The organism is Micromonospora sp. SL1-18, from assembly GCF_047921505.1.
Taxonomy (GTDB): Bacteria; Actinomycetota; Actinomycetes; order Mycobacteriales; family Micromonosporaceae; genus Micromonospora.
In genome coordinates this window covers 19,823-37,971 of the sequence record NZ_JBLROA010000009.1, presented here as the reverse complement: position 1 = coordinate 37,971, position 18,149 = coordinate 19,823, and the positions used below count along the sequence as shown (strand labels likewise).

At 73.1% G+C, this 18,149-nt stretch carries 15 protein-coding genes; 6 read left to right on the top strand and 9 right to left on the bottom strand.

Annotated elements, in window-relative coordinates:
- Positions 1-58: 58 nt before the first annotated feature.
- From ACNAW0_RS06015 to ACNAW0_RS06000, 4 genes are all read left to right on the top strand, one after another.
- Entirely contained in the window at positions 59-436 is a 378-nt protein-coding gene (locus ACNAW0_RS06015) for a hypothetical protein (protein WP_416286705.1), read from the top strand.
- A gap of 174 nt (positions 437-610) precedes the next feature.
- Positions 611-1,966, top strand: coding sequence for a hemolysin family protein (locus ACNAW0_RS06010; protein ID WP_416286704.1), 1,356 nt, complete (start codon positions 611-613; stop codon positions 1,964-1,966).
- Positions 1,963-3,027, top strand: a complete 1,065-nt coding sequence (locus ACNAW0_RS06005; RefSeq protein ID WP_416286703.1) for a hemolysin family protein — start codon at positions 1,963-1,965, stop codon at positions 3,025-3,027. The genes ACNAW0_RS06010 and ACNAW0_RS06005 overlap by 4 nt, the downstream gene beginning before the upstream one ends.
- A 78-nt stretch (positions 3,028-3,105) precedes the next feature.
- The gene (locus ACNAW0_RS06000; protein ID WP_416286702.1) at positions 3,106-4,032 is read left to right on the top strand and encodes a sporulation protein; all 927 of its coding nucleotides are present in this window, start codon (positions 3,106-3,108) and stop codon (positions 4,030-4,032) included.
- 81 nt (positions 4,033-4,113) lie between these two features.
- Here ACNAW0_RS06000 and leuE read toward each other — a convergent pair whose 3' ends face one another.
- Both leuE and ACNAW0_RS05990 read right to left on the bottom strand, forming a co-directional pair.
- Positions 4,114-4,782 carry a leucine efflux protein LeuE gene (gene leuE, locus ACNAW0_RS05995; protein ID WP_416286701.1) on the bottom strand — a complete coding sequence of 223 codons (669 nt, stop codon included), beginning with the start codon at positions 4,780-4,782 and terminating at the stop codon, positions 4,114-4,116.
- Complete coding sequence (locus tag ACNAW0_RS05990) at positions 4,779-6,026, bottom strand: bifunctional pyridoxamine 5'-phosphate oxidase family protein/GNAT family N-acetyltransferase (RefSeq protein WP_416286700.1); 1,248 nt, start codon at positions 6,024-6,026, stop codon at positions 4,779-4,781. Before ACNAW0_RS05990 ends, leuE begins: the two co-directional genes overlap by 4 nt.
- A gap of 38 nt (positions 6,027-6,064) precedes the next feature.
- Between ACNAW0_RS05990 and ACNAW0_RS05985 the strand changes: the two genes are divergently transcribed.
- Positions 6,065-7,405, top strand: coding sequence for an aminotransferase class I/II-fold pyridoxal phosphate-dependent enzyme (locus tag ACNAW0_RS05985; protein ID WP_416286699.1), 1,341 nt, complete (start codon positions 6,065-6,067; stop codon positions 7,403-7,405).
- Between the two features lie 229 nt (positions 7,406-7,634).
- The gene (locus ACNAW0_RS05980) at positions 7,635-8,336 is read left to right on the top strand and encodes a UdgX family uracil-DNA binding protein (protein WP_416286698.1); all 702 of its coding nucleotides are present in this window, start codon (positions 7,635-7,637) and stop codon (positions 8,334-8,336) included.
- Positions 8,337-8,398: 62 nt separating this feature from the next.
- On the opposite strand, the gene ACNAW0_RS05975 is transcribed toward ACNAW0_RS05980, so the two are convergent.
- The 7 genes from ACNAW0_RS05975 to ACNAW0_RS05945 all read right to left on the bottom strand — a co-directional run bounded on the left by ACNAW0_RS05975 (position 8,399) and on the right by ACNAW0_RS05945 (position 18,052).
- Positions 8,399-8,746, bottom strand: a complete 348-nt coding sequence (locus tag ACNAW0_RS05975) for a hypothetical protein (protein ID WP_416286697.1) — start codon at positions 8,744-8,746, stop codon at positions 8,399-8,401.
- Positions 8,747-8,886: 140 nt separating this feature from the next.
- The gene (locus tag ACNAW0_RS05970) at positions 8,887-10,749 is read right to left on the bottom strand and encodes a thiamine pyrophosphate-dependent enzyme (RefSeq protein ID WP_416286696.1); all 1,863 of its coding nucleotides are present in this window, start codon (positions 10,747-10,749) and stop codon (positions 8,887-8,889) included.
- Positions 10,750-10,786: 37 nt separating this feature from the next.
- The gene (locus ACNAW0_RS05965; RefSeq protein ID WP_416286695.1) at positions 10,787-13,855 is read right to left on the bottom strand and encodes an FAD-binding and (Fe-S)-binding domain-containing protein; all 3,069 of its coding nucleotides are present in this window, start codon (positions 13,853-13,855) and stop codon (positions 10,787-10,789) included.
- A gap of 140 nt (positions 13,856-13,995) precedes the next feature.
- The gene (locus ACNAW0_RS05960) at positions 13,996-14,808 is read right to left on the bottom strand and encodes an ABC transporter permease (RefSeq protein WP_416286694.1); all 813 of its coding nucleotides are present in this window, start codon (positions 14,806-14,808) and stop codon (positions 13,996-13,998) included.
- On the bottom strand, positions 14,805-15,725 hold the full coding sequence (locus ACNAW0_RS05955) for an ABC transporter permease (RefSeq protein ID WP_416286693.1): 921 nt from the start codon (positions 15,723-15,725) through the stop codon (positions 14,805-14,807). Before ACNAW0_RS05955 ends, ACNAW0_RS05960 begins: the two co-directional genes overlap by 4 nt.
- A gap of 1 nt (position 15,726) precedes the next feature.
- Positions 15,727-16,926 carry an ABC transporter substrate-binding protein gene (locus ACNAW0_RS05950; protein ID WP_416286692.1) on the bottom strand — a complete coding sequence of 400 codons (1,200 nt, stop codon included), beginning with the start codon at positions 16,924-16,926 and terminating at the stop codon, positions 15,727-15,729.
- Positions 16,913-18,052, bottom strand: coding sequence for an ABC transporter ATP-binding protein (locus tag ACNAW0_RS05945; RefSeq protein ID WP_416286691.1), 1,140 nt, complete (start codon positions 18,050-18,052; stop codon positions 16,913-16,915). The genes ACNAW0_RS05950 and ACNAW0_RS05945 overlap by 14 nt, the downstream gene beginning before the upstream one ends.
- Positions 18,053-18,149 lie beyond the last annotated feature (97 nt).

The following is an 18,149-nucleotide window of genomic DNA, read 5'->3' as shown; positions in this document are numbered from 1 at the left end:
TTGTACCGCGCAACATAAAGTAACTTCACTCGCAACGCAGCGTGGGTGGAGGGCTTGGATGACCGTCGAGGGGCGAGGCTCCGGGCCCGGGACCGACGTGCTCATCCGCAAGGTCGACAGCCATCTCGCCGCGCTTCGCGCCGGTCTGCACGGCCCCGAGCTGGAGCTCGCCGAGGAACTGGCCCGCTGCCTGCGTGAGCTGGTGGTCGCCACGGCCCACTCCAGCGCCGCCGACCGTGGACTGGTCCGTGCCGCCGTGCACTACTTCGTGCTACGCAGGGAGAGCCGCGGCAAGTTGCTTCCGGTGCGCTCCCTCGCCGCCGCGCAACGGGTGGTCAACAAGGCCGTGCGCCAGCTTGGCCGGCCCGACCTGCTGGTGGAGGCCCCGCGGGAGCGCCCGGCCGCCGAGCCGGCCATTCCGGCTCGGCGCGGCTGACGCCGCGCCGCAACCGGATGTCGAGGGGCCTTCCCGGCACCCTCAGCGGATGTCCAGACGACGCCGATAGAATGGCGGCATGATCGACTCTTCTGCCCAGGAGGGCAGCAGTAGCCAGCCGGGTACGGCCCGGCAACCCCTCGCCCCGACGGCCCCGGGAGCCCTGAACCTCCCGTGCTGATCCTCGTCGGACTCGTTCTCATCATCGTGCTCACCGCCGCCACCGGTTACTTCGTGGCCCAGGAGTTCGGTTACGTCGCCGTGGACCGGGGCAAGCTCAAGCAGCTCGCCGACGGCGGTGACCGGGCCGCCGCCCGGGCCCTGGAGGTGACCGGTCGGCTGTCGTTCATGCTCTCCGGCGCCCAGCTCGGCATCACCGTGACCGCTCTGCTGGTCGGTTACGCCGCCGAGCCGTACCTGGGCGCCGGGCTGGCCGACCTGCTCGGCGTCGCCGGGGTCTCCGCCGCCGTCGCGCTGCCGCTGTCGGTGGCGCTCGCCCTGATCATCGCCACCGTGGTGCAGATGGTCCTCGGCGAGCTGGCCCCGAAGAACCTGGCCATCGCCCGCGCCGAGCACCTCGCTCGGGCGCTGGCCCGGTCCACCCTGATCTACCTGCGGATCGCCGGGCCGTTGATCACCCTCTTCGACCGGGCCGCCGTGCGGCTGCTGCGCCGGGTCGGCATCGAGCCGATCGAGGAGCTGCCGAGCGGCGCCACCCCGGAGGACCTGGAACAGATCATCGCCGAGTCGCGGGAGGAGGGGCACCTCGACGCCGCGATGTCCGACCTGCTCGACCGGGGCCTCGACTTCCGCGAGCTGACCGCCGGGGAGGCCATGGTCCCCCGGGTCGACGTGCACACCGTACGGGCCGACGAACCGGTCAGCCGGGTCGTCGAGCTGCTCGACACCGGCCACTCCCGGTTCCCCGTGCAGGGCGCGGAGGGCGTCGACGACCTGGTCGGCGTGGTCGGCATCGCCGACGTGCTCGGGGTGCCACCCGCCGACCGGGCCACCACCCGGGTCGCGGCGGTGGCCGTACCCCCGCTGCTGGTGCCGGAGACGCTGCCGCTGCCGACGGTGCTGGACCGGCTCCGGGTCGGGCACCGGCAGCTCGCCTGCGTGGTCGACGAGTACGGCGGCTTCGCCGGCGTGATCACCCTGGAGGACATCGCCGAGGAGTTGGTCGGGCCGATCCGCGACGAGGACGACCCGCCGGAGCGGGCCCCGGCGCGCCAGGAGGACGGGTCCTGGGTGGTGCCCGCCCGCTGGCGGATCGACGAGGTCGCCGACAGCACCGGCATCGCGCTGCCCGAGGCGCCCGAGTACGACACCGTCTCCGGGCTGGTCATGCGGGAGCTGGGCCGGGTGCCCGAGGTGGGCGACCGGCTGGAGATCAGCCTCGGCGTCGAAGGCGACGAGTCCGCCGTCGAGCCGCGCGCCCTGGTCGAGGTGCTGGCCGTGGACCGGCACGTGGCCGACTCCGTACGGCTCCGGATGACCGCCGTCGAGCGCGGGGAGGAGGCAGCATGACGCCCGGTTTCGCGCTCTTCTTCTCGATCGTGCTGCTGGCGCTCAACGGCTTCTTCGTGGCGGCCGAGTTCGCCCTGGTCGCGGCCAAGCGGTACCGCCTGGAACAGTTGGCGGCCGGCGGCGGCCGGGCGGCCCGGGCGGCTCTGGACGGGGCCCGCGAGCTGTCCCTGATGCTGGCCGGGGCGCAGCTCGGCATCACCCTGTGCACCCTGGGGCTGGGCGCCCTGGCCGAACCGGCGATCCAGCACCTGGTCAGCCCGCTGCTGCAGACCGTCGGGCTGCCGCAGGCGGCGAGCCACGTGGTGGGGCTGCTGTTCGCACTGGCCCTGGTGACGTTCCTGCACCTGGTGGTCGGCGAGATGGCGCCGAAGTCCTGGGCGATCACCGACGCGGAGCGCTCGGCGATGCTGCTGGCGCTGCCGTTCCGGGCCTTCGCCCGGGTCGCCCGTCCGGTGCTCTCCGCGCTGAACGCGCTGGCCAACGCGGTACTGCGGCTGGTCGGCGTACGCCAGCAGGACCAGCTCGCCCAGGTGCACGGCCCGGACGAGCTGCGCATCCTGCTGGAGCAGTCCCGCGAGCACGGGCTGCTCGGCGCCGAGCAGCACCAGATGCTGACCAGCATGCTGGAGCTGCAGGGCACCACCGTGGCGCAGGTGATGGAGCCGTTCGACCGGATCGTCACGGTCCGCCGGGAGGACAGCGCCGAGCGGATCGAGCACGTCTCCCGGGACAGCGGTCGCTCTCGGCTGGCCGTCGTCGACGCCGGCGGGGAGGTCTGCGGCCTGGTCCACGTACGCGAGGCGGTCCGCGCGGTCACCACCGGGCGGCCGGCGACCGCCGGCGAGCTGATGACCTCCGCGTTCGTCCTGCCCGCCGGGGCCTCGGTCACCGAGGCGGTCGCGGCGATGCGCGGCCGGCAGGCCCAGCTGGCGCTGGTCCGCAACGGTGGCGGCCCGACCCGGCCGGTCGGGTTCGTCGCCCTCGAGGATCTGCTGGAGGAGGTTATCGGCGAGTTCGACGACGAGACCGACCCTGTGCCCCGGGGCCGCCGGATGCGCTGACGTCCGGTAGCGGAGCCCAGGCCAGGAGTGCCCGGCCGGCATCCGGGGAATGCCGCCGGTCGGGGAGGGGGTGCGCGGATGCGGCTGACCGGGGTGTCGTCGGAGTCCGTCTGGACCGGGCTCTCGGTGAGTACCACCCTGCCCAATCCGAGCACCCGGCCCGGGCTGCGGCTGCCCGGCCGGGTGACCCTCACGGCCGGGGGTGAGGACGTGCTGGTCCGGCACGTCCGGCTCGGGCTGGTCGCCCAGGTCGAACCGGAGGACCCCGACTCGCCCCGCCGGCTGGTGCAGTACCACCAGGTGCCGATCGCCGGCCGGTTCGTGGTACCGGCCGGCCGGCGGCGGGCGGTCGACTTCGCTGTCCCGCTGCCCTGGGAGACCCCGGTGACCATCTTCGGCGGGGTGCCGCTGATGAGCCTGCGCACCGGGCTGCGTACCGAGGTGTCCGTCGACCCAGACCTGGACCAGGGCGCGATGGTGCCGGTCCTCGTCCATCCGCTCCCCGTCCAGCAGCACGTCCTCGCCGCGCTGGACACCCTTGGCTTCGTCATGCGCCAGGCGGGCCTGCAGCAGGGCCGGCTGCCCGGGGTGGAGCAGAAACTTCCGTTCCACGAGCGGCTCGGCTACTGGGTGGCGCCGTTGTACGCCGGGCCGATCACCGAGCTGGAGGTGATCTTCGTGACCAACGCGGCGGGACTGGAGGTGCTGCTCTGGATGGACCGCCGGCTCTCCCTGGCCGGGGTCACCCACCAGAGCATCAGCCGGTTCCGGGCCTGGCACGCCGGTACCGAGCAGCGGGACTGGGTCGCCACCGTGGACGGCTGGCTGCGGCACGCGATCGACCGGCACGCCGCGGCGGCCGCGCACGCCGACTGGTCCGCCACGATCCGGGAGTCCGCGCACGTCAGCCGCCACCCGGACGAGCCGATCCCGCCCGGTGTCGGCCTCGGCGGCACCGCCGGCGGCACCGGCGGTATCAGCAGCGGGAACGGTGGCGGCATCTAGCCGCAGCACCGCCGGGTGCCGCTCGATCGACGTTAACAGGGGCCCCTTGCTATACCGCAGGCGTTAACAAGGGGCCCTTCCTTACACCGAGGCGGTGGCGAGCTTGAGGCTGAAGCCGAGGAAGAGCATGCCGATGCCGGTCGTGGCGCCGGCGGCCAGCCGCCGGCGGCGGTGGAACTGGGCGGCCAGGAAGGTGCCCGTGAAGATCAGCGCGGTGAGGTAGAGCGCGCTGGTCACCTGGGCGATCAGCCCGAGCAGCAGGAACGACAGCGCCGGCCAGGCGTACCCGGGGTCGACGAACTGGATGAAGAACGAGATGAAGAAGAGGATCGCCTTCGGGTTGAGCAGGCTGATCACCAGCGCCTTCCGGAACGGGCTGTGCAGCGCGGCCGGCTCCGCCGCGTCGATCAGCCGCGGCGTCGCCGGGTCGTTGCGGTCGCGCCAGCGCCGCCAGGCGCCGCGCAGCATGGTCAACCCCACGTAGCCGAGGTACGCGGCGCCGGCGTACTTGATCACCAGGAAGAGCGGCGGGTACGCCTTGAGCAGCGACGCCACCCCGGCGGCGGAGAGGATCATCAGCACCGAGTCGCCGACGAACACGCCGCCGGCGGCCCGGTAGCCCGTCCGCACGCCGCGCTTGGCGGCGGTGGAGAGCACGAAGAGCGAGTTCGGCCCGGGCAGCAGCACGATCGCCACGGTCCCCAGCACGTACGTCCAGATGTCGGTGATGCCCAGCACGCCGGTCATCATGACGCCACCGGTGCCGTCGAGTGAAGCCTTTCCCGCAGCCTGGCCTGTGCGCTCGGCCACTCGGCGGCGAGCATCGAGTAGAGGGCCGAATCCCGCCACGAGCCGTCGGCCCGCCGCCGGTTGGACCGTAGCGTCCCCTCCCGGGTGGCGCCGAGCCGCTCGATGGCCCGCTGCGAGCGCTCGTTGAGCGTGCTGGTCTGCCAGGTCACCCGGATCGCGTCCAGTTCCTCGAAGGCCCGGGTGAGCAGCAGCAGCTTCGCCTCGGTGTTGATCCCGGTGCGCCACCACGCCCGCCCGAGCTGGGTGAAGCCGATCTCCATCGTCCGCAGGCCCGCGTCCGGCTGGTAGTAGGAGGTGGTGCCGACCACCGCGCCGGTCGCCGCGCAGCGCTGCACCCACGGCACCCGGACGCCCCGCTCGTGATCGGCCAGCGCGGCCCGGATGAGGCCGGCCATCTGGTCGGCGTTGGTGGGCCGTGGGCTGCCGACGTACCGCCACACCTCCTCGTCGTCGAGGGCGGCGTACAGCTCCTCGGCGTGGGACTCCTCGAGCGGCTCCAGCACCACGTGCTCGCCGCGCAGCACCACCGGCTCCAGCCAGGGCGAGCGGGCCGGCCGCAGGTACGCCGGCACCGGCGCGGCCACCCCGGCGGCCGGCTCGGGCAGCCCGGCGGTGAGCCGCAGCGGCACCACGCCCGCCCAGTGCGGCAGGTCGAGGTCGGCGGGTTCGTCCTTCACCCCACCGGCGCGGATCCGGACCGACACCTCCCGCAGCGGCAGCGCCAGCACCGCGGTCTCGGCCAGTTCCCGTCGGTTCGGCGGCCGGCTGTCGGTGCTGCGTCCGGCGGCCACCTTCTCCACCAGCGCGGCGAACACCTCGGCCTTCTCCCGCTCGTCGGTGACCAGTCGGGCGGTGCCGTGGGCGACCACGGACCGGTAGTTGGCGCTGTGGTGGAACTGGGAACGGGCGTAGACCAGCCCGTCGAGGTGGGTCACCGCGACGCAGATCGGCAGCCCGGCGTCGCCCCGGGCGGCGAGCAGCGGCCGGCTGCCGGTGGAGCCGTGCAGGTAGAGGGTGTCGCCGATGCGGACGTGCAGCGTGGGCAGCACCCGCGGCTCGCCGTCCACGGTGAACGACAGCGCGCAGTGGTACGCCTCGTCGAGCAGGGCGTGTGCGGTGGCCCGGTCGTAGTGCATCCGGTCGCGGGTGCGGGTGGCGGTGGTCCGTTCGGTCCGGGGGTACATACGACAATCCACCTTTGTTCTAGTACAATCCTCGAACTGTGGCAGCACGTTATCAGGTCGTCGGGTCGTCGTCGTCGGCAATTTCGGCCAGCGTGGAAACCGGCATCCGCACCGGTGCCCTCGCCCCCGGCGACGCCCTGCCGGCCGTCCGCGCCCTCGCCACCGCGCTGGCCGTCAGCCCGGCCACCGTCGCCAAGGCGTACCAGGAGCTGCGGCAGCGCGGCCTGGTGACCACCGCCGGCCGGCACGGCACCCGGGTCCGGCCCCGCCCACCGGTGGCCACCCGCCGCTCCGCGCTGATGCCGCCGGCGTTGCCCGGCGCCCGCAACCTCTCCTCCGGGGAGCCCGACAGCCGACTGCTGCCGCCGCTCGGCCCGCACCTGGCCGCGCTCGCCGCCGAGGTCGGCCCGCCCACCGGGTACGCGGCCACCGCCGTCCTGCCCGAACTGTCCGACGCGGCCCGGGAGCGGCTCGCCGCCGACGGCGTACCGGCCGAGGAGATCACCGTGACCGGGGGCGCGCTGGACGGCATCGAGCGCCTGCTCACCGCCCACCTGCGACCCGGCGACGCGGTCGCGGTCGAGGACCCCGGCTGGGCCAACCTGCTCGACCTCGTCGCCGCGCTCGGGCTGCGCCCCAACGGGGTGCCCGTCGACGACGACGGCCCCACCGAGCCGGGCGTCCGGGCCGCCCTCACCGCCGGCGCCCGCGCGCTGATCGTCACCAGCCGCGCCCAGAACCCGACCGGCGCCACCGTCTCCGCCGACCGGGCCGCGGCCCTGCGCACGCTGCTCGCCGGCCGCGCCGACCTGCTGCTGATCGAGGACGACCACGCCGCCGAACTGGCCCGCGTACCCCTGCACCCGATCGCCGGGGCGACCCCGGCGTGGGCCTTCGTCCGGTCGGTGAGCAAGCCCTACGGCCCGGACCTGCGGCTCGCGGTGCTCGCCGGCGACGAGGCCACCGTGGCCCGGGTCGCGGGCCGCGCCCAGGTCGGCGCCGGCTGGGTCTCCACCGTGCTGCAACGCCTGGTCCTGGCGCTCTGGCGCGACCCGACGACCGCGGACCTGGTACGCCAGGCGGGGGAGAGCTACGAGCGGCGCCGGGACGGGCTGGTCGAGGCGCTCGCCGCGCGGGGCCTGGCCGCCCACGGGCGGACCGGGATCAACGTCTGGGTGCCCGTGCCCGACGAGACCGTGGCGGTCACCGCGCTGCGCGATGCCGGCTGGTCGGTGGCCCCCGGCGCGCTCAACCGGATCGCCGCCGCCCCCGGCGTACGCATCACGGTCAGCTCGCTCGACGAGGGCGACCTCACCCCCCTCGCCGACGCCGTGGCGCGGGCGGTGCGTCCCGCCGGGCCGGCCTCGTTCACCGCCTGACCTCCGCCGGCGGCATGGTGCGGCGACGAGCGCGTAACGCGCGACCCAGGGGGTGGAGCATCGTGGCTTCGAAGCGGGCCGTAGTCGGCCTCTGGATCACCGTGGCGGTGGTGATCATCCTGGTGATCATCTCGCTCGCGGTGGCCGGTCGCCGCGGCGGCGGCTTCTGATCCGGACCAGCCACCGGACGCACCCGACGGGTGGCCCGAAACCGGTATATAAAGTCGGCATGGCCGAGACCGAGAATGCGCCCGGAGCCCAGCACTTCATCCCGCCGCAGGCGGACACCATCGACCAGTTGCGCGCCGCCGCGGCCGGCTGCCGGGGCTGCGAGCTCTACCAGGACGCCTCGCAGACCGTTTTCGGCCGGGGCGACGAGAGCGCCCGGGTGGTCTTCGTCGGTGAGCAGCCCGGCGACATGGAGGACCAGCAGGGGCTGCCCTTCGTCGGCCCCGCCGGCCGGCTGCTGCGCCGCGCGGTGGACGACGCGGGCATCGACCCCGGCCACATCTACCTGACCAACGCGGTCAAGCACTTCCGCTTCGAGCTGCGCGGGAAGCGCCGGATCCACCAGACGCCGGACCGGGTGCACATCACCGCGTGCCGGCCCTGGCTGGTCGCCGAGTTCGCCCGGCTCCGCCCGGAGGTCGTGGTGGTGCTCGGCGCCACCGCCGCCAAGGCCCTGCTCGGCCCGACGTTCCGGGTGACGAGGCAGCGCGGGGAGCTGCTGCCCTGGCCGGCGGCCGCCCAGCGCCCAGAGGACTTCACCCGGGTACCGGTGGACAACACCGGCAAGGTGGCCGACGTCCCGGAGGCCCAACTGCTGGCCACCATCCACCCGTCCGCGGTGCTGCGCGCCGACAACCAGGACGTGGCGTACGAGGGTCTGGTCGCGGACCTGAGGGTGGCCGCCGCGGTGCTTGTCGCCTGACCGGCACCGGCCGGGCCGGGCGACGCGCCGGCCGTGGGGCGGGCCCGGCAGTTCCGGCCGGCTCAGCGGACGCCAGAGATCGACCGGGCTCGCTGCACCGACGCGGCGGTCGCCACGGCCAGGCCCAACAGCGCCACCGGGATCAGCGCGGCCCGGGCCGCCCACGTGCTGAACGCCGCCGCCGCCCCCAGGGCGGTGAGGGCGTGCGGCCAGCCCGACGGGCGGCCGGGCAGCGCGAACCACCAGGCCGGCAGGGCGGCGAGCAGCAGCACCTCGACCGCGAGCATCCAGAGCAGCCCCCGCGACCAGCCCCGCACCGACACCGTCGCCCCCACCACGCCCGCACCGATCACGAAGGCGACCAGCGCGCTGGCCGAGCGCCCCGCGGCGGCCAGGTCGCCGGTGGCCACCCCCAGTCCGAGCCAGCACGGTGTTGCCGGTCATGTTCGCCGGGAAGGCCCGTCCCAGGCCGAGGTAGCTGATCACATCCGCGCTGGCGGCCGTGGCACTCAGCGCGTGCACCACAAGGGCCTCCCGTCGTCTCCCGGCCCTACTCGGAGTGCTCGTCATCGGCGCGGTCGCGCAACCGGCCGGCCAGCCCGGAGAGCGCCTGCCCGGCCCGGTCCGGGATCGCGCGCGCGGGGCTCGCCTGGAAGCTCGCCTCGTCCAGCAGATCCTTGACCATGTCCAGCGCGATGCGGTTGCGGTTGGGCGTGCCGGACCGCAGCGCCTTGGTCAGCTTGCTGACCTGGTCCTTCCGGATCTTGGCCGGCATGGGCGGCTCGTGCTGGTCCACCACGCACTCCACGATGACCGGGCCGTCCGCCGCGAGCGCGTCGGCCAGTTGCGTGGCGCAGCGGCCGGGATCGTCGATGCGTACGCCCTTCGCCCCGCACGCCTCGGCGAACTTCACGAAGTCCAGCGGGGCCACGTCCACGCCGTACTCCGGGTTGCCCAGGAACACCATCTGCTCCCACTTGATCAGGCCCAGCGTGTCGTTGCGGAGCACCACCACCTTGATCGGCAGATCGTGCTGAACGGCGGTGAGGAAGTCACCGAGCTGCATGGTCAGCGAACCGTCGCCGGTGAAGACCACCACCTGCCGGCCGGGGTACGCGGTCTGCGCCCCGATCGCGTACGGCAGGCCGGCCGCCATGGAACAGTTCGTGCCGGAGAAGCTGAACCGCTGGCCCCGGCGGAGCCTGATCTGCCGGGCCGTCCAGGTGGTCACCGTGCCGGAGTCCCCGCACACGATCGCGTCCGGCGCGAGCGCGTCGTTCAACGCCCACGCCGGGACCTGCGGCTTCATCGGCGTGTCGGAACGGGTGCCCCGCTCGGCGATCAGGTCCCACCACCGGGCCATCCCCTCCTGCGCCTTCGTCAGGAAGCGGCGGTCGTCGTTGCGGGGCAGCAGCGGCCGGAGCGCGGCCAGGGTGGCACCGGCGTCACCGCAGAGCGGCACGTCAACCGGGCACCGCAGCCCCATCCGCTCCGGTTTGTCGTCGATCTGTACGCAGACCGCCTGCCCCGGCTTCGGGTAGTACTCGATGTAGGGCATCGTCGAGCCGACGATGAGCAGCGCGTCGCACTGCTCGAGTGCCTCCTCGGAGGGCAGCGAGCCGACCAGCCCGATCGGGCCGGTGGTGTACGGGCTGTCGTCGGGCACGCAGTCCTTGCCCAGTTGCGCCTTGACGATCGGCGCGCCCAGCAGCTCGGCCACCGCCTCCAGCTCGTCGCCGGCGCCACGGGCACCGGCCCCGGCCAGGATGGCGACCCTCGTCCGGCCGGCGAGCGTCCGCGCGGCGGCCTCCAGGTCGGCCCGGCAGGGCACCCGGACCGGCGTACGGAACGTGGTCGAGGTGTGGCCGGGCACGTTGCGCACGTACCGCGGGCCGGACCCGGCGGGGGCCGCCTGGTAGTCGATCGGGAACGCCAGGTGCGCCGGCCCGCGCTGGGACAGCGCCGTACGCACCGCGTAGTCGACCACGTTGGTGACGTGCGCCGGGCCCATGATCCGCTGGTTGTAGAGCGCGATGTCGTTGAACAGGTAGTCGGTGTTGATGTCCTGGAGGTAGCTGGTGCCGATCAGGTCGTGGTACGACATCCCGGTGATCGCCAGCAGCGGCGCCTGCTCGACCTTCGCGTCGAGCAGGCCGTTGAGCAGGTGCACCGCGCCCGGCCCCGAGGTGGCGAAGCAGACGCCGAGCCGGCCGGTGAACTTGGCGTACCCCACCGCCGCCATCGCGGCGACCTCCTCGTGCCGCACGTGCACGTAGCGGATCCGGTCCCGCCGCTTCCGCAGGGCCTCCATCAGCCCGTTGATGCCGTCACCCGGCAATCCGAAAATGGCCTCCACGCCCCAGTCGACGAGCCGGTCGACCAGGGTGTCCGCGGCCGTACGCTGCTCCGCCACCGCCTCCTCCTCTCTCCGCGTCCTGAAATGTCGCCGCTCAACCCCGAGCGGCGCCCCGACGACGGACGGCGAGCGCGCCGGCCGCCAGCAGCCCGGCGCCGATCAGGACCCGCGCCCGGCCCCGTCCCGCCGGGGCCACCTCGGGCCGCCGCCGCTCCGGGTAGCCGCCCGGTGGGCCCGCCCGCCCCTCCCGGATGGCCAGCGCCAGCACCTCGGCCAGGTGCAGGCCTTCGCGGTCGGTGCCGCCCCGGATCTGCCCGCGGCAGCTGAACCCGTCGGCCACGATGAGCGTCCGCGCGGCGGCGGCGCGTACCGCCGGCAGCAGCACCCGCTCGCCGGCGGCCACCGAGACCCGGTACCGCTCGCCCGCCTCGTAGCCGAAGCTGCCGGCCATGCCGCAGCAGCCCGCGTCCGGCTGCGCCACCCGCAGCCCCATCCGGCGCAGCAGCGCCGCGTCGCTGTCGAAGCCGAGCACCGAGTGGTGATGGCAGTGCGGCTGCACGAGCGCGTCGCGCTCCAGGCGGGGCACCGGCCAGTCCGGGGCGTACCGGTGCAGGAACTCGGCGAGGGTGAAGCTCTGCGCCCGGAGCCGCTGCGCCTGCGCGTCGTGGGGGAAGAGGTTGGTGAGCTCGTCCCGGAACACCGTCAGGCAGCTCGGCTCCAGCCCGACCAGCGGGATGCCGGCCTCGATCTCGGGGGCCAACGCGGCGAGCACCCGGCGCAGGTAGCGGCGGGCCAGGTCGAGCATCCCGTAGTCGTACAGCGGCCGGCCGCAGCAGAGGCGGCGTTCGGGCAGCACCACCCGGAAACCCGCCTCCTCCAGCACCGTCACGGCCGCGACGCCGATCCGCGGCTCGAAGTGGTTGGTGAAGGTGTCGGGCCAGAGCAGCACCGGGGGCGCGGTCACGTCCCGGGGACGGTGCTCGGCGAACCAGTCGACGAAGGTACGCCGGGCGAAGTCGGGAACCTCGCGGTCCGGGGCGACGCCACCGGCGAGCTTGACCAGCCGATGCAGCAGCGGCGCGTGGGTGACGGCGTTGACCACCCGCGGGGCGTACGAGGCCAGCCGGGCCCACACGTTGATCAGCCCCAGCGCGTACGCCTGGCGGGGCCGGATCCGTCCGGCGTAGTGATGGTGCAGGAACTCCGCCTTGTAGGTGGCGATGTCCACCTGGACCGGGCAGTCGCCCCGGCAGCCCTTGCAGGCCAGACAGAGGTCCAGCGCCTCCTTCACCTCCGGGCTGCGCCAGCCGCCGGTGATCGAGCCCGACCCGTCCGCCATCTCCTGCAGCAGCCGGGCCCGCCCCCGCGTCGAGTGGCGCTCCTCCCGGGTCACCATGAAACTCGGGCACATCACCCCGCCGGAGGTGTGCCGGCACTTGCCCACCCCGAAGCACCGGCCGGCCGCCTCGGCGAAGCTGCCCCCGTCGACCGGATACCGGAAGGCCGTCTCCAGCTCCAGCGGGCGGAAGCTGGTGCCCTCCCGCAGGTGCGAGTCCAGCGGGTACGGGTCGATCAGCTTGTGCGGGTTCATCCGGTCGTCCGGATCCCAGACCCGCTTGAACTCCTCGAACGCGCGCAGCAGCTCCGGGGGGAACATCTTTGGCCACAGCTCGGCCCGGCCGTGCCCGTCGCCGTGCTCCCCGGACAGCGAGCCGCCGAAGGAGACGACCAGGTCGGCGGCCTGCTCCATGAAGTCGCGGTAGTGGCGGATCCCTTCGGCGGTACGCAGGTCGAAGTTCAGCCGGCAGTGCACGCAACCTTGCCCCCAGTGCCCGAAGATGACCGCGTCGTAGCCGAACCGGTCCAGCAGCCCGGCGTACGCGCGCAGATAGTCCCCGAGCCGGTCCGGGGATACGGCCGCGTCCTCCCAGTTGGGCCAGCCGGGGTGGCCGCCCAGACCGATCGGCATCCGGGTCGTGCCGGCCGAGTTCCGGCGGATCTCCCACACCCCGGTCTGCTGCGCCGGGTCGGTGTAACAGCGGTGGCTGGGCCCGCCCGGGCGGTGCCGGAGCGCCTCGGACAGCTCCCGTGCGCGGGCAGCCGCCTCGGCTTCGGTGTCCGCGCCGAACTCCACGAGCAGCCAGGCGTTCCCCGGCGGCAGCAGCCGCTCGTTGCCGACGTGCATCCGCTTCGCTCGCAGGTTGTCCACCACGTGCCGGCTGGTGCACTCCATCCCGATCGGCGCGAAGCCGAGCAGCCAGGCCACGTCGTCGCCGGAGGAGGCGATATCGGGGTAGCCGATGACGACCAGCGCCCGGTGCGGCGGCGACGGCACCAGGCGGCATTCCGCCTCCAGGGTGAGCGCCAGCGTCGACTCCGAACCCACCAGCGCCCGCGCCACGTGGAAGCCGTTCTCCGGCAGCAGCTGATCCAGGTTGTATCCGGAGACCCGGCGCGGGATGTCCGGCATCCCGGAGCGGATCACGTCGGCGTAGCGGTCCCGGATGTGTCGCAACCCGGCGTAGATCGCGCCACGCCGGCCGCCCTCGGCGATGATCCGCGCCAGCTCCCGTTCGTCGGTCGGGCCGACCCGGAGCCGGGTGCCGTCGTACGTGATCACGTCCAGCTCGTCGATGTTGTCGACGGTCTTGCCGGCCATCTGTGAGTGGGTGCCGCACGAGTTGTTGCCGATCATGCCGCCCAGCGTCACGTGGTCGTGCGTCTCCGGGTCCGGTCCGAAGGTCAGCCCGTGGACCTCGGCGGCGTCCCGCAGTTGGTCGCAGATCACTCCCGGCTGCACCCGGGCCCGTCGTCGGACTGGATCGAGTTCGACGATCTCGTTCAGGTACTTGGAGAAGTCGAAACAGACCGCCGAGTTGACGGTCTGTCCGGTCAGCCCCGTACCGCATCCCCGCGCGAAGATCGGCGCCCCGAACCGGCGGCACACCGCCAGTGCCGCCGCCACGTCCGCCGCGTTCCTGGGCAGCACCACGCCGATCGGCAGCTGGCGGAAGGCGGATGCGTCGAACGCGTACAACGCGCGGTCGCCCGGGGCGAAGCGCACCTCGCCCTCGACGGCGGCGCGCAGCTCCCGGGCCAGTTCGGCGGCGAACGGGGGCGGCGGCGGGTCGCGCCGCGAGACAGCCCTGGCCGGTACGGACACCGCGTCGCCCCCAAAGGTCAGGCCGATGGACGACGCGAGCTACCCACCCCGTACGCCGGCAAACCCGCTCGGCCCGCCGCTGCCTGTGGGCGTGGCGGCCGGCGGCACCGGCGGGCGGGCCGATCCGGCCCGGCGGGCCGTCAGAGGCGACCGCCGGTGGCCGTGTCCGAGATCCGCTGGGCGAAATAGATCGGCACCACCGAGGCGACGATCAGCACGGCGGCCACCACGTTGATGACCGGTGCCTGGTTCGGCCGGAACAGGTTGCTGAAGATCCAGATCGGCAGCGTCTGCACGCCCGGGCCGGCCGTGAAGGTCGTGACGATGATTTCGTCGAAGGAGAGCCCGAACGCCAGCAGCGCACCGGCAAGCAGTGCCGAACGCAGCACCGGGAAGGTGACCCACCGGAAGGTCTGCAGCCCGTCGGCGCCCAGGTCGGCCGACGCCTCCTGGAGGTTGCCGCCCAGCCGGCGCAGCCGGGCCAGCACGTTGTTGTAGACCACCACGACACAGAACGTCGCGTGCCCGACGACCACCGAGAAGAGGCCCTTGCCGATGCCGAGCGGCGCCAGCACCGAGCGGAACGCGGTGTCCAGCGCGATGCCGGTGACGATGCCGGGCAGCGCGATCGGCAGCACGACCAGCAGCGACACGGTTCCCCGGCCGAAGAACCGGTACCGCTGCACGGCGAAGGCGACCAGCGAGCCGAGCAGCAGCGCGATGGCGGTGGCGCCCAGCCCCGCCTTGACCGACATCCACAGCGCCTCCCGCGCGCCCGCGTTGTCCCACGCACGCGCCCACCACTCGGTGGTCCAGTGCGGCGGCGGCCACGCGAAGGTGCGGTCGGCGTTGAAGGAGTTGACCAGCACGATGACCAGCGGCAGGTAGATGAAGGCCAGGCCGAGCGCCATCGCGCCGCGCAGCAGCCAGCGCGCCGACCGGGAGAGCGTCACAACTCCTCCAGAGCCCCGGACCGCCGCACGGCGACCAGGTAGACGACCATGATCAGGACCGGGATGGTGGCCAGCGCGGCCGCGAACGGCAGGTTGTTCGCCGCTCCGATGTTGGCGTAGACGAGGTTGCCGATGAGCTGCGTCTTGCCACCCACGATCTGGACGGTGATGTAGTCACCCAGCGAGAGCGAGAAGGTGAAGATCGAACCGGCGATCACCGACGGGACGATGACCGGCAGCACCACCTTCCGGAACGTCCGGCCCGCCCGGGCGCCGAGGTCCGCCGACGCCTCCAGCAGCGAGTCGGGTAGCCGCTCCAGGCCCGCGTAGATGGGCAGGATCATGTACGGCAGCCACAGGTAGGCCAGCACCAGCACGGTCGCGCTCAGCCCGTATCCGGGTCCGCTGCCCGGCCCGCCGAGCAGCCAGTCCACCGGCCCCCCGTTGGCCAGCAGCACCCGCCAGGCGTACGCCTTCACCAGGTAGCTGGCCCAGAGCGGGGTGAGGATGGCGACCACCAGCCAGCGCCGGTACCGGGGCCGGGCGACCTTCGCCATGAAGAAGGCCATCGGCAGGGCGATGAGCGTGTCGATCACCGTCACCGCCGCGGCCACGCCGACGCTGCGCAGCGCGACCGTCCGGTAGACCTCGTCGGTGGCGATGGTGCGGAAGTTGACCAGGGTGGGCTGCCGGACGACCTCCCCGGTGAAGCCGTTGACGGTCCACAGCGCCGAGACGAACAGCACGGCCAGCGCGCCCAGGTAGGCGACGACCAGCCAGAACAGCGGCGCGGCGAGCAGGGCGGCGAGGCGTACCCCGGCGTGGCGGTGCAGCCAGGCCGAGAGCCGGCGGACCGGCCCGCGGGGGATGTCCGCCGCGGCGGTGCCCGGGGGCCGGTCGAGCGTCGAGGTGGCCACCTCAGCCCTTGACGGTGGTCCAGGCCTGGGTCCAGGCCGCGTAGTCCTTGCAGGTCACGTCCTTGCGCCCGTCGAGGCACTGGGCCACCGGCGTGCTCCAGAACCAGACCTTCTCGTAGTACGCCTCGTCCTCGGCGTGGTAGGTCGCGCAGTGGTTCTTGTCGGCCGTCTCGGCGCAGGCGAGCCGGTTGGCCGGCGCCTCACCGAACCACTCCGCCACCGCCGCGTTGGCCTTCGGGGAGACGATGTGGTCCATCCAGCGGTACGCGCAGTTCGGGTGCTTCGCCTTCGCCGACACCATCCAGGTGTCCGACCACCCGGTCGCCCCCTCCTCGGGCAGGATCGCCTCGACCGGGGCCTTGTCGGCCTGCGCCAGGTTGGCGATCACCTGCCAGGTGGTGCCCAGCACCGAGTTGCCGGTCTTGAAGGCCTGCACCTCCTTGGTGTAGTCCGACCAGTACTCGCCGATCGTCTCGTTCTGCTTCTTCAGCAGGTCCACGGCCGCGGTGAACTGCTTGTCGTCCAGCGCGTACGGGTTCTTGATGCCCAGCTCCGGCTGGTGCTTCATCAGGTAGAGGGCCGCGTCGGCGAGGTAGATCGGCGAGTCGTACGCGGTGATCTTGCCCTGGTACGGCGAGCCGGCGTCGAACACCACGCCCCACGACGTCGGCGCCGGCTTCACCACGTCCGTGCGGTACATCAGCAGGTTCGCGCCGCGCCCGTGCGGGATGCCGTAGGCCACCCCGTCCACCGAGTTCCACTGCTTCAGCTTCAGCCCGTCGAAGACGTCCTTGTAGTTGCTGACCAGGTCGGTGTTGACCGGCGCGGCGTCCCCACCGTAGATCAGCCGCAGCGACGCGTCCCCGGAGGCGGAGACCACGTCGTACTCGCCGGTCTTCATCAGGGTCACCATCTCGTCCGAGGTGCCGGCGACCTTGACGTTGACCTGGCAGCCCGTCTGCTTCTCGAAGTCGCTGACCCAGTCCACCTTCGGGTCGGTCGAGCCGTCCTCGACGTACCCGGCCCAGGCGACGATGTTCACCTGCCCCTCACCGGCGCCCAGCGTCGTGAGCTTGTCGATCTTGGGTGGCTTGATGCCGCCGGGGCCGGAACCGCCGGCGTCGGTGCCGCCGTCGCCGCAGCCGGTCAGGGCGAGCAGGCCGACCGCGGCGAGCGCGGTCAGAGTTCTACCGGTACGCATGTGCGCTCTCCTTGTCGTCACGGGGGATCGGCACCACGGGATCGGGTACGGGCACGGCGTGCTCGGTACGCCAGGCCAGGCGGACCGGGACGCCGCGCAGCGCCGCCACGTCGGCCGAGGAGGTGGTCAGGTTCTGCTGCGTCACGACCATCCGGGCGCCGGCGTCGAGGTCGACGACGAACCGGGTGGACGCCCCGGCGTAGACCACCTCGGCCACCCGCCCCGTGGCCGACGTCTCCTCCGCGCCGGCGGGCGGCAACTCCAGCTCGGGCGCGTCCGATGCCGCGCCGCGACCCGGAGCCGTCGGCAGGCCCTCGAGGCGGATCTTCTCCGGCCGTACCGAGAACGTGCCGTCCCGGCCGAGCACCGCCCGGGCCGCGTCCCCGGTGAGCAGGTTGGACGTGCCGACGAAGCTGGCGACGAACGGGGTGGCGGGCCGCTCGTAGACCTCGGCGGGGGTGCCCACCTGCGCGATCCGTCCGTGGTCGAAGACCGCCACCCGGTCGCTCATGGTGAGCGCCTCCTGCTGGTCGTGGGTGACGAAGACGAAGGTGATGCCCACCTCCCGCTGCAGCGCCTTCAACTCGACCTGCATCTGCTCGCGCAGCTTCAGGTCCAGCGCGCCGAGCGGCTCGTCGAGCAGCAGCACCTTCGGCCGGACGACCAGGGCGCGGGCCAGGGCCACCCGCTGGCGCTGCCCGCCGGAGAGCGCGGCCGGCCGCCGGTCGCCCAGGCCGTCGAGGCGTACGCTGCGCAGCGCCTCGTCCGCCCGCGCCTGGCGTTCGGCGCGGCCCACCTTGCGTACCCGCAGGCCGTACTCGACGTTCTGCCGCACCGTCAGGTGCGGGAAGAGCGCGTAGTCCTGGAAGACGGTGTTGACGTCCCGCTCGAACGGGGCGAGCCGGGTGACGTCGCGACCGCCGAGCAGGACCGCCCCGGCGGTCGGCGGCTCGAACCCGGCGATCATGCGCAGCACGGTCGTCTTCCCCGAGCCGGACGGCCCGAGCATGGCGAAGAACTCACCGTCGCCGATCTCCAGATCGACGTCGACCACCGCCTCCACCTGGCCGAACGACTTGCGCAGGCCGCGAAGGGCGACCGCGGGGGTAGCGGCCCCAGCAGGCATCGAGGCTCCTCAGTCCTACGGTTAACGTTGCGTCAGCGGACCAAGGTCCACGGAAATCGTGCCGTGAGAATAAGGGCGCGACGGATAGCGTCGTCAA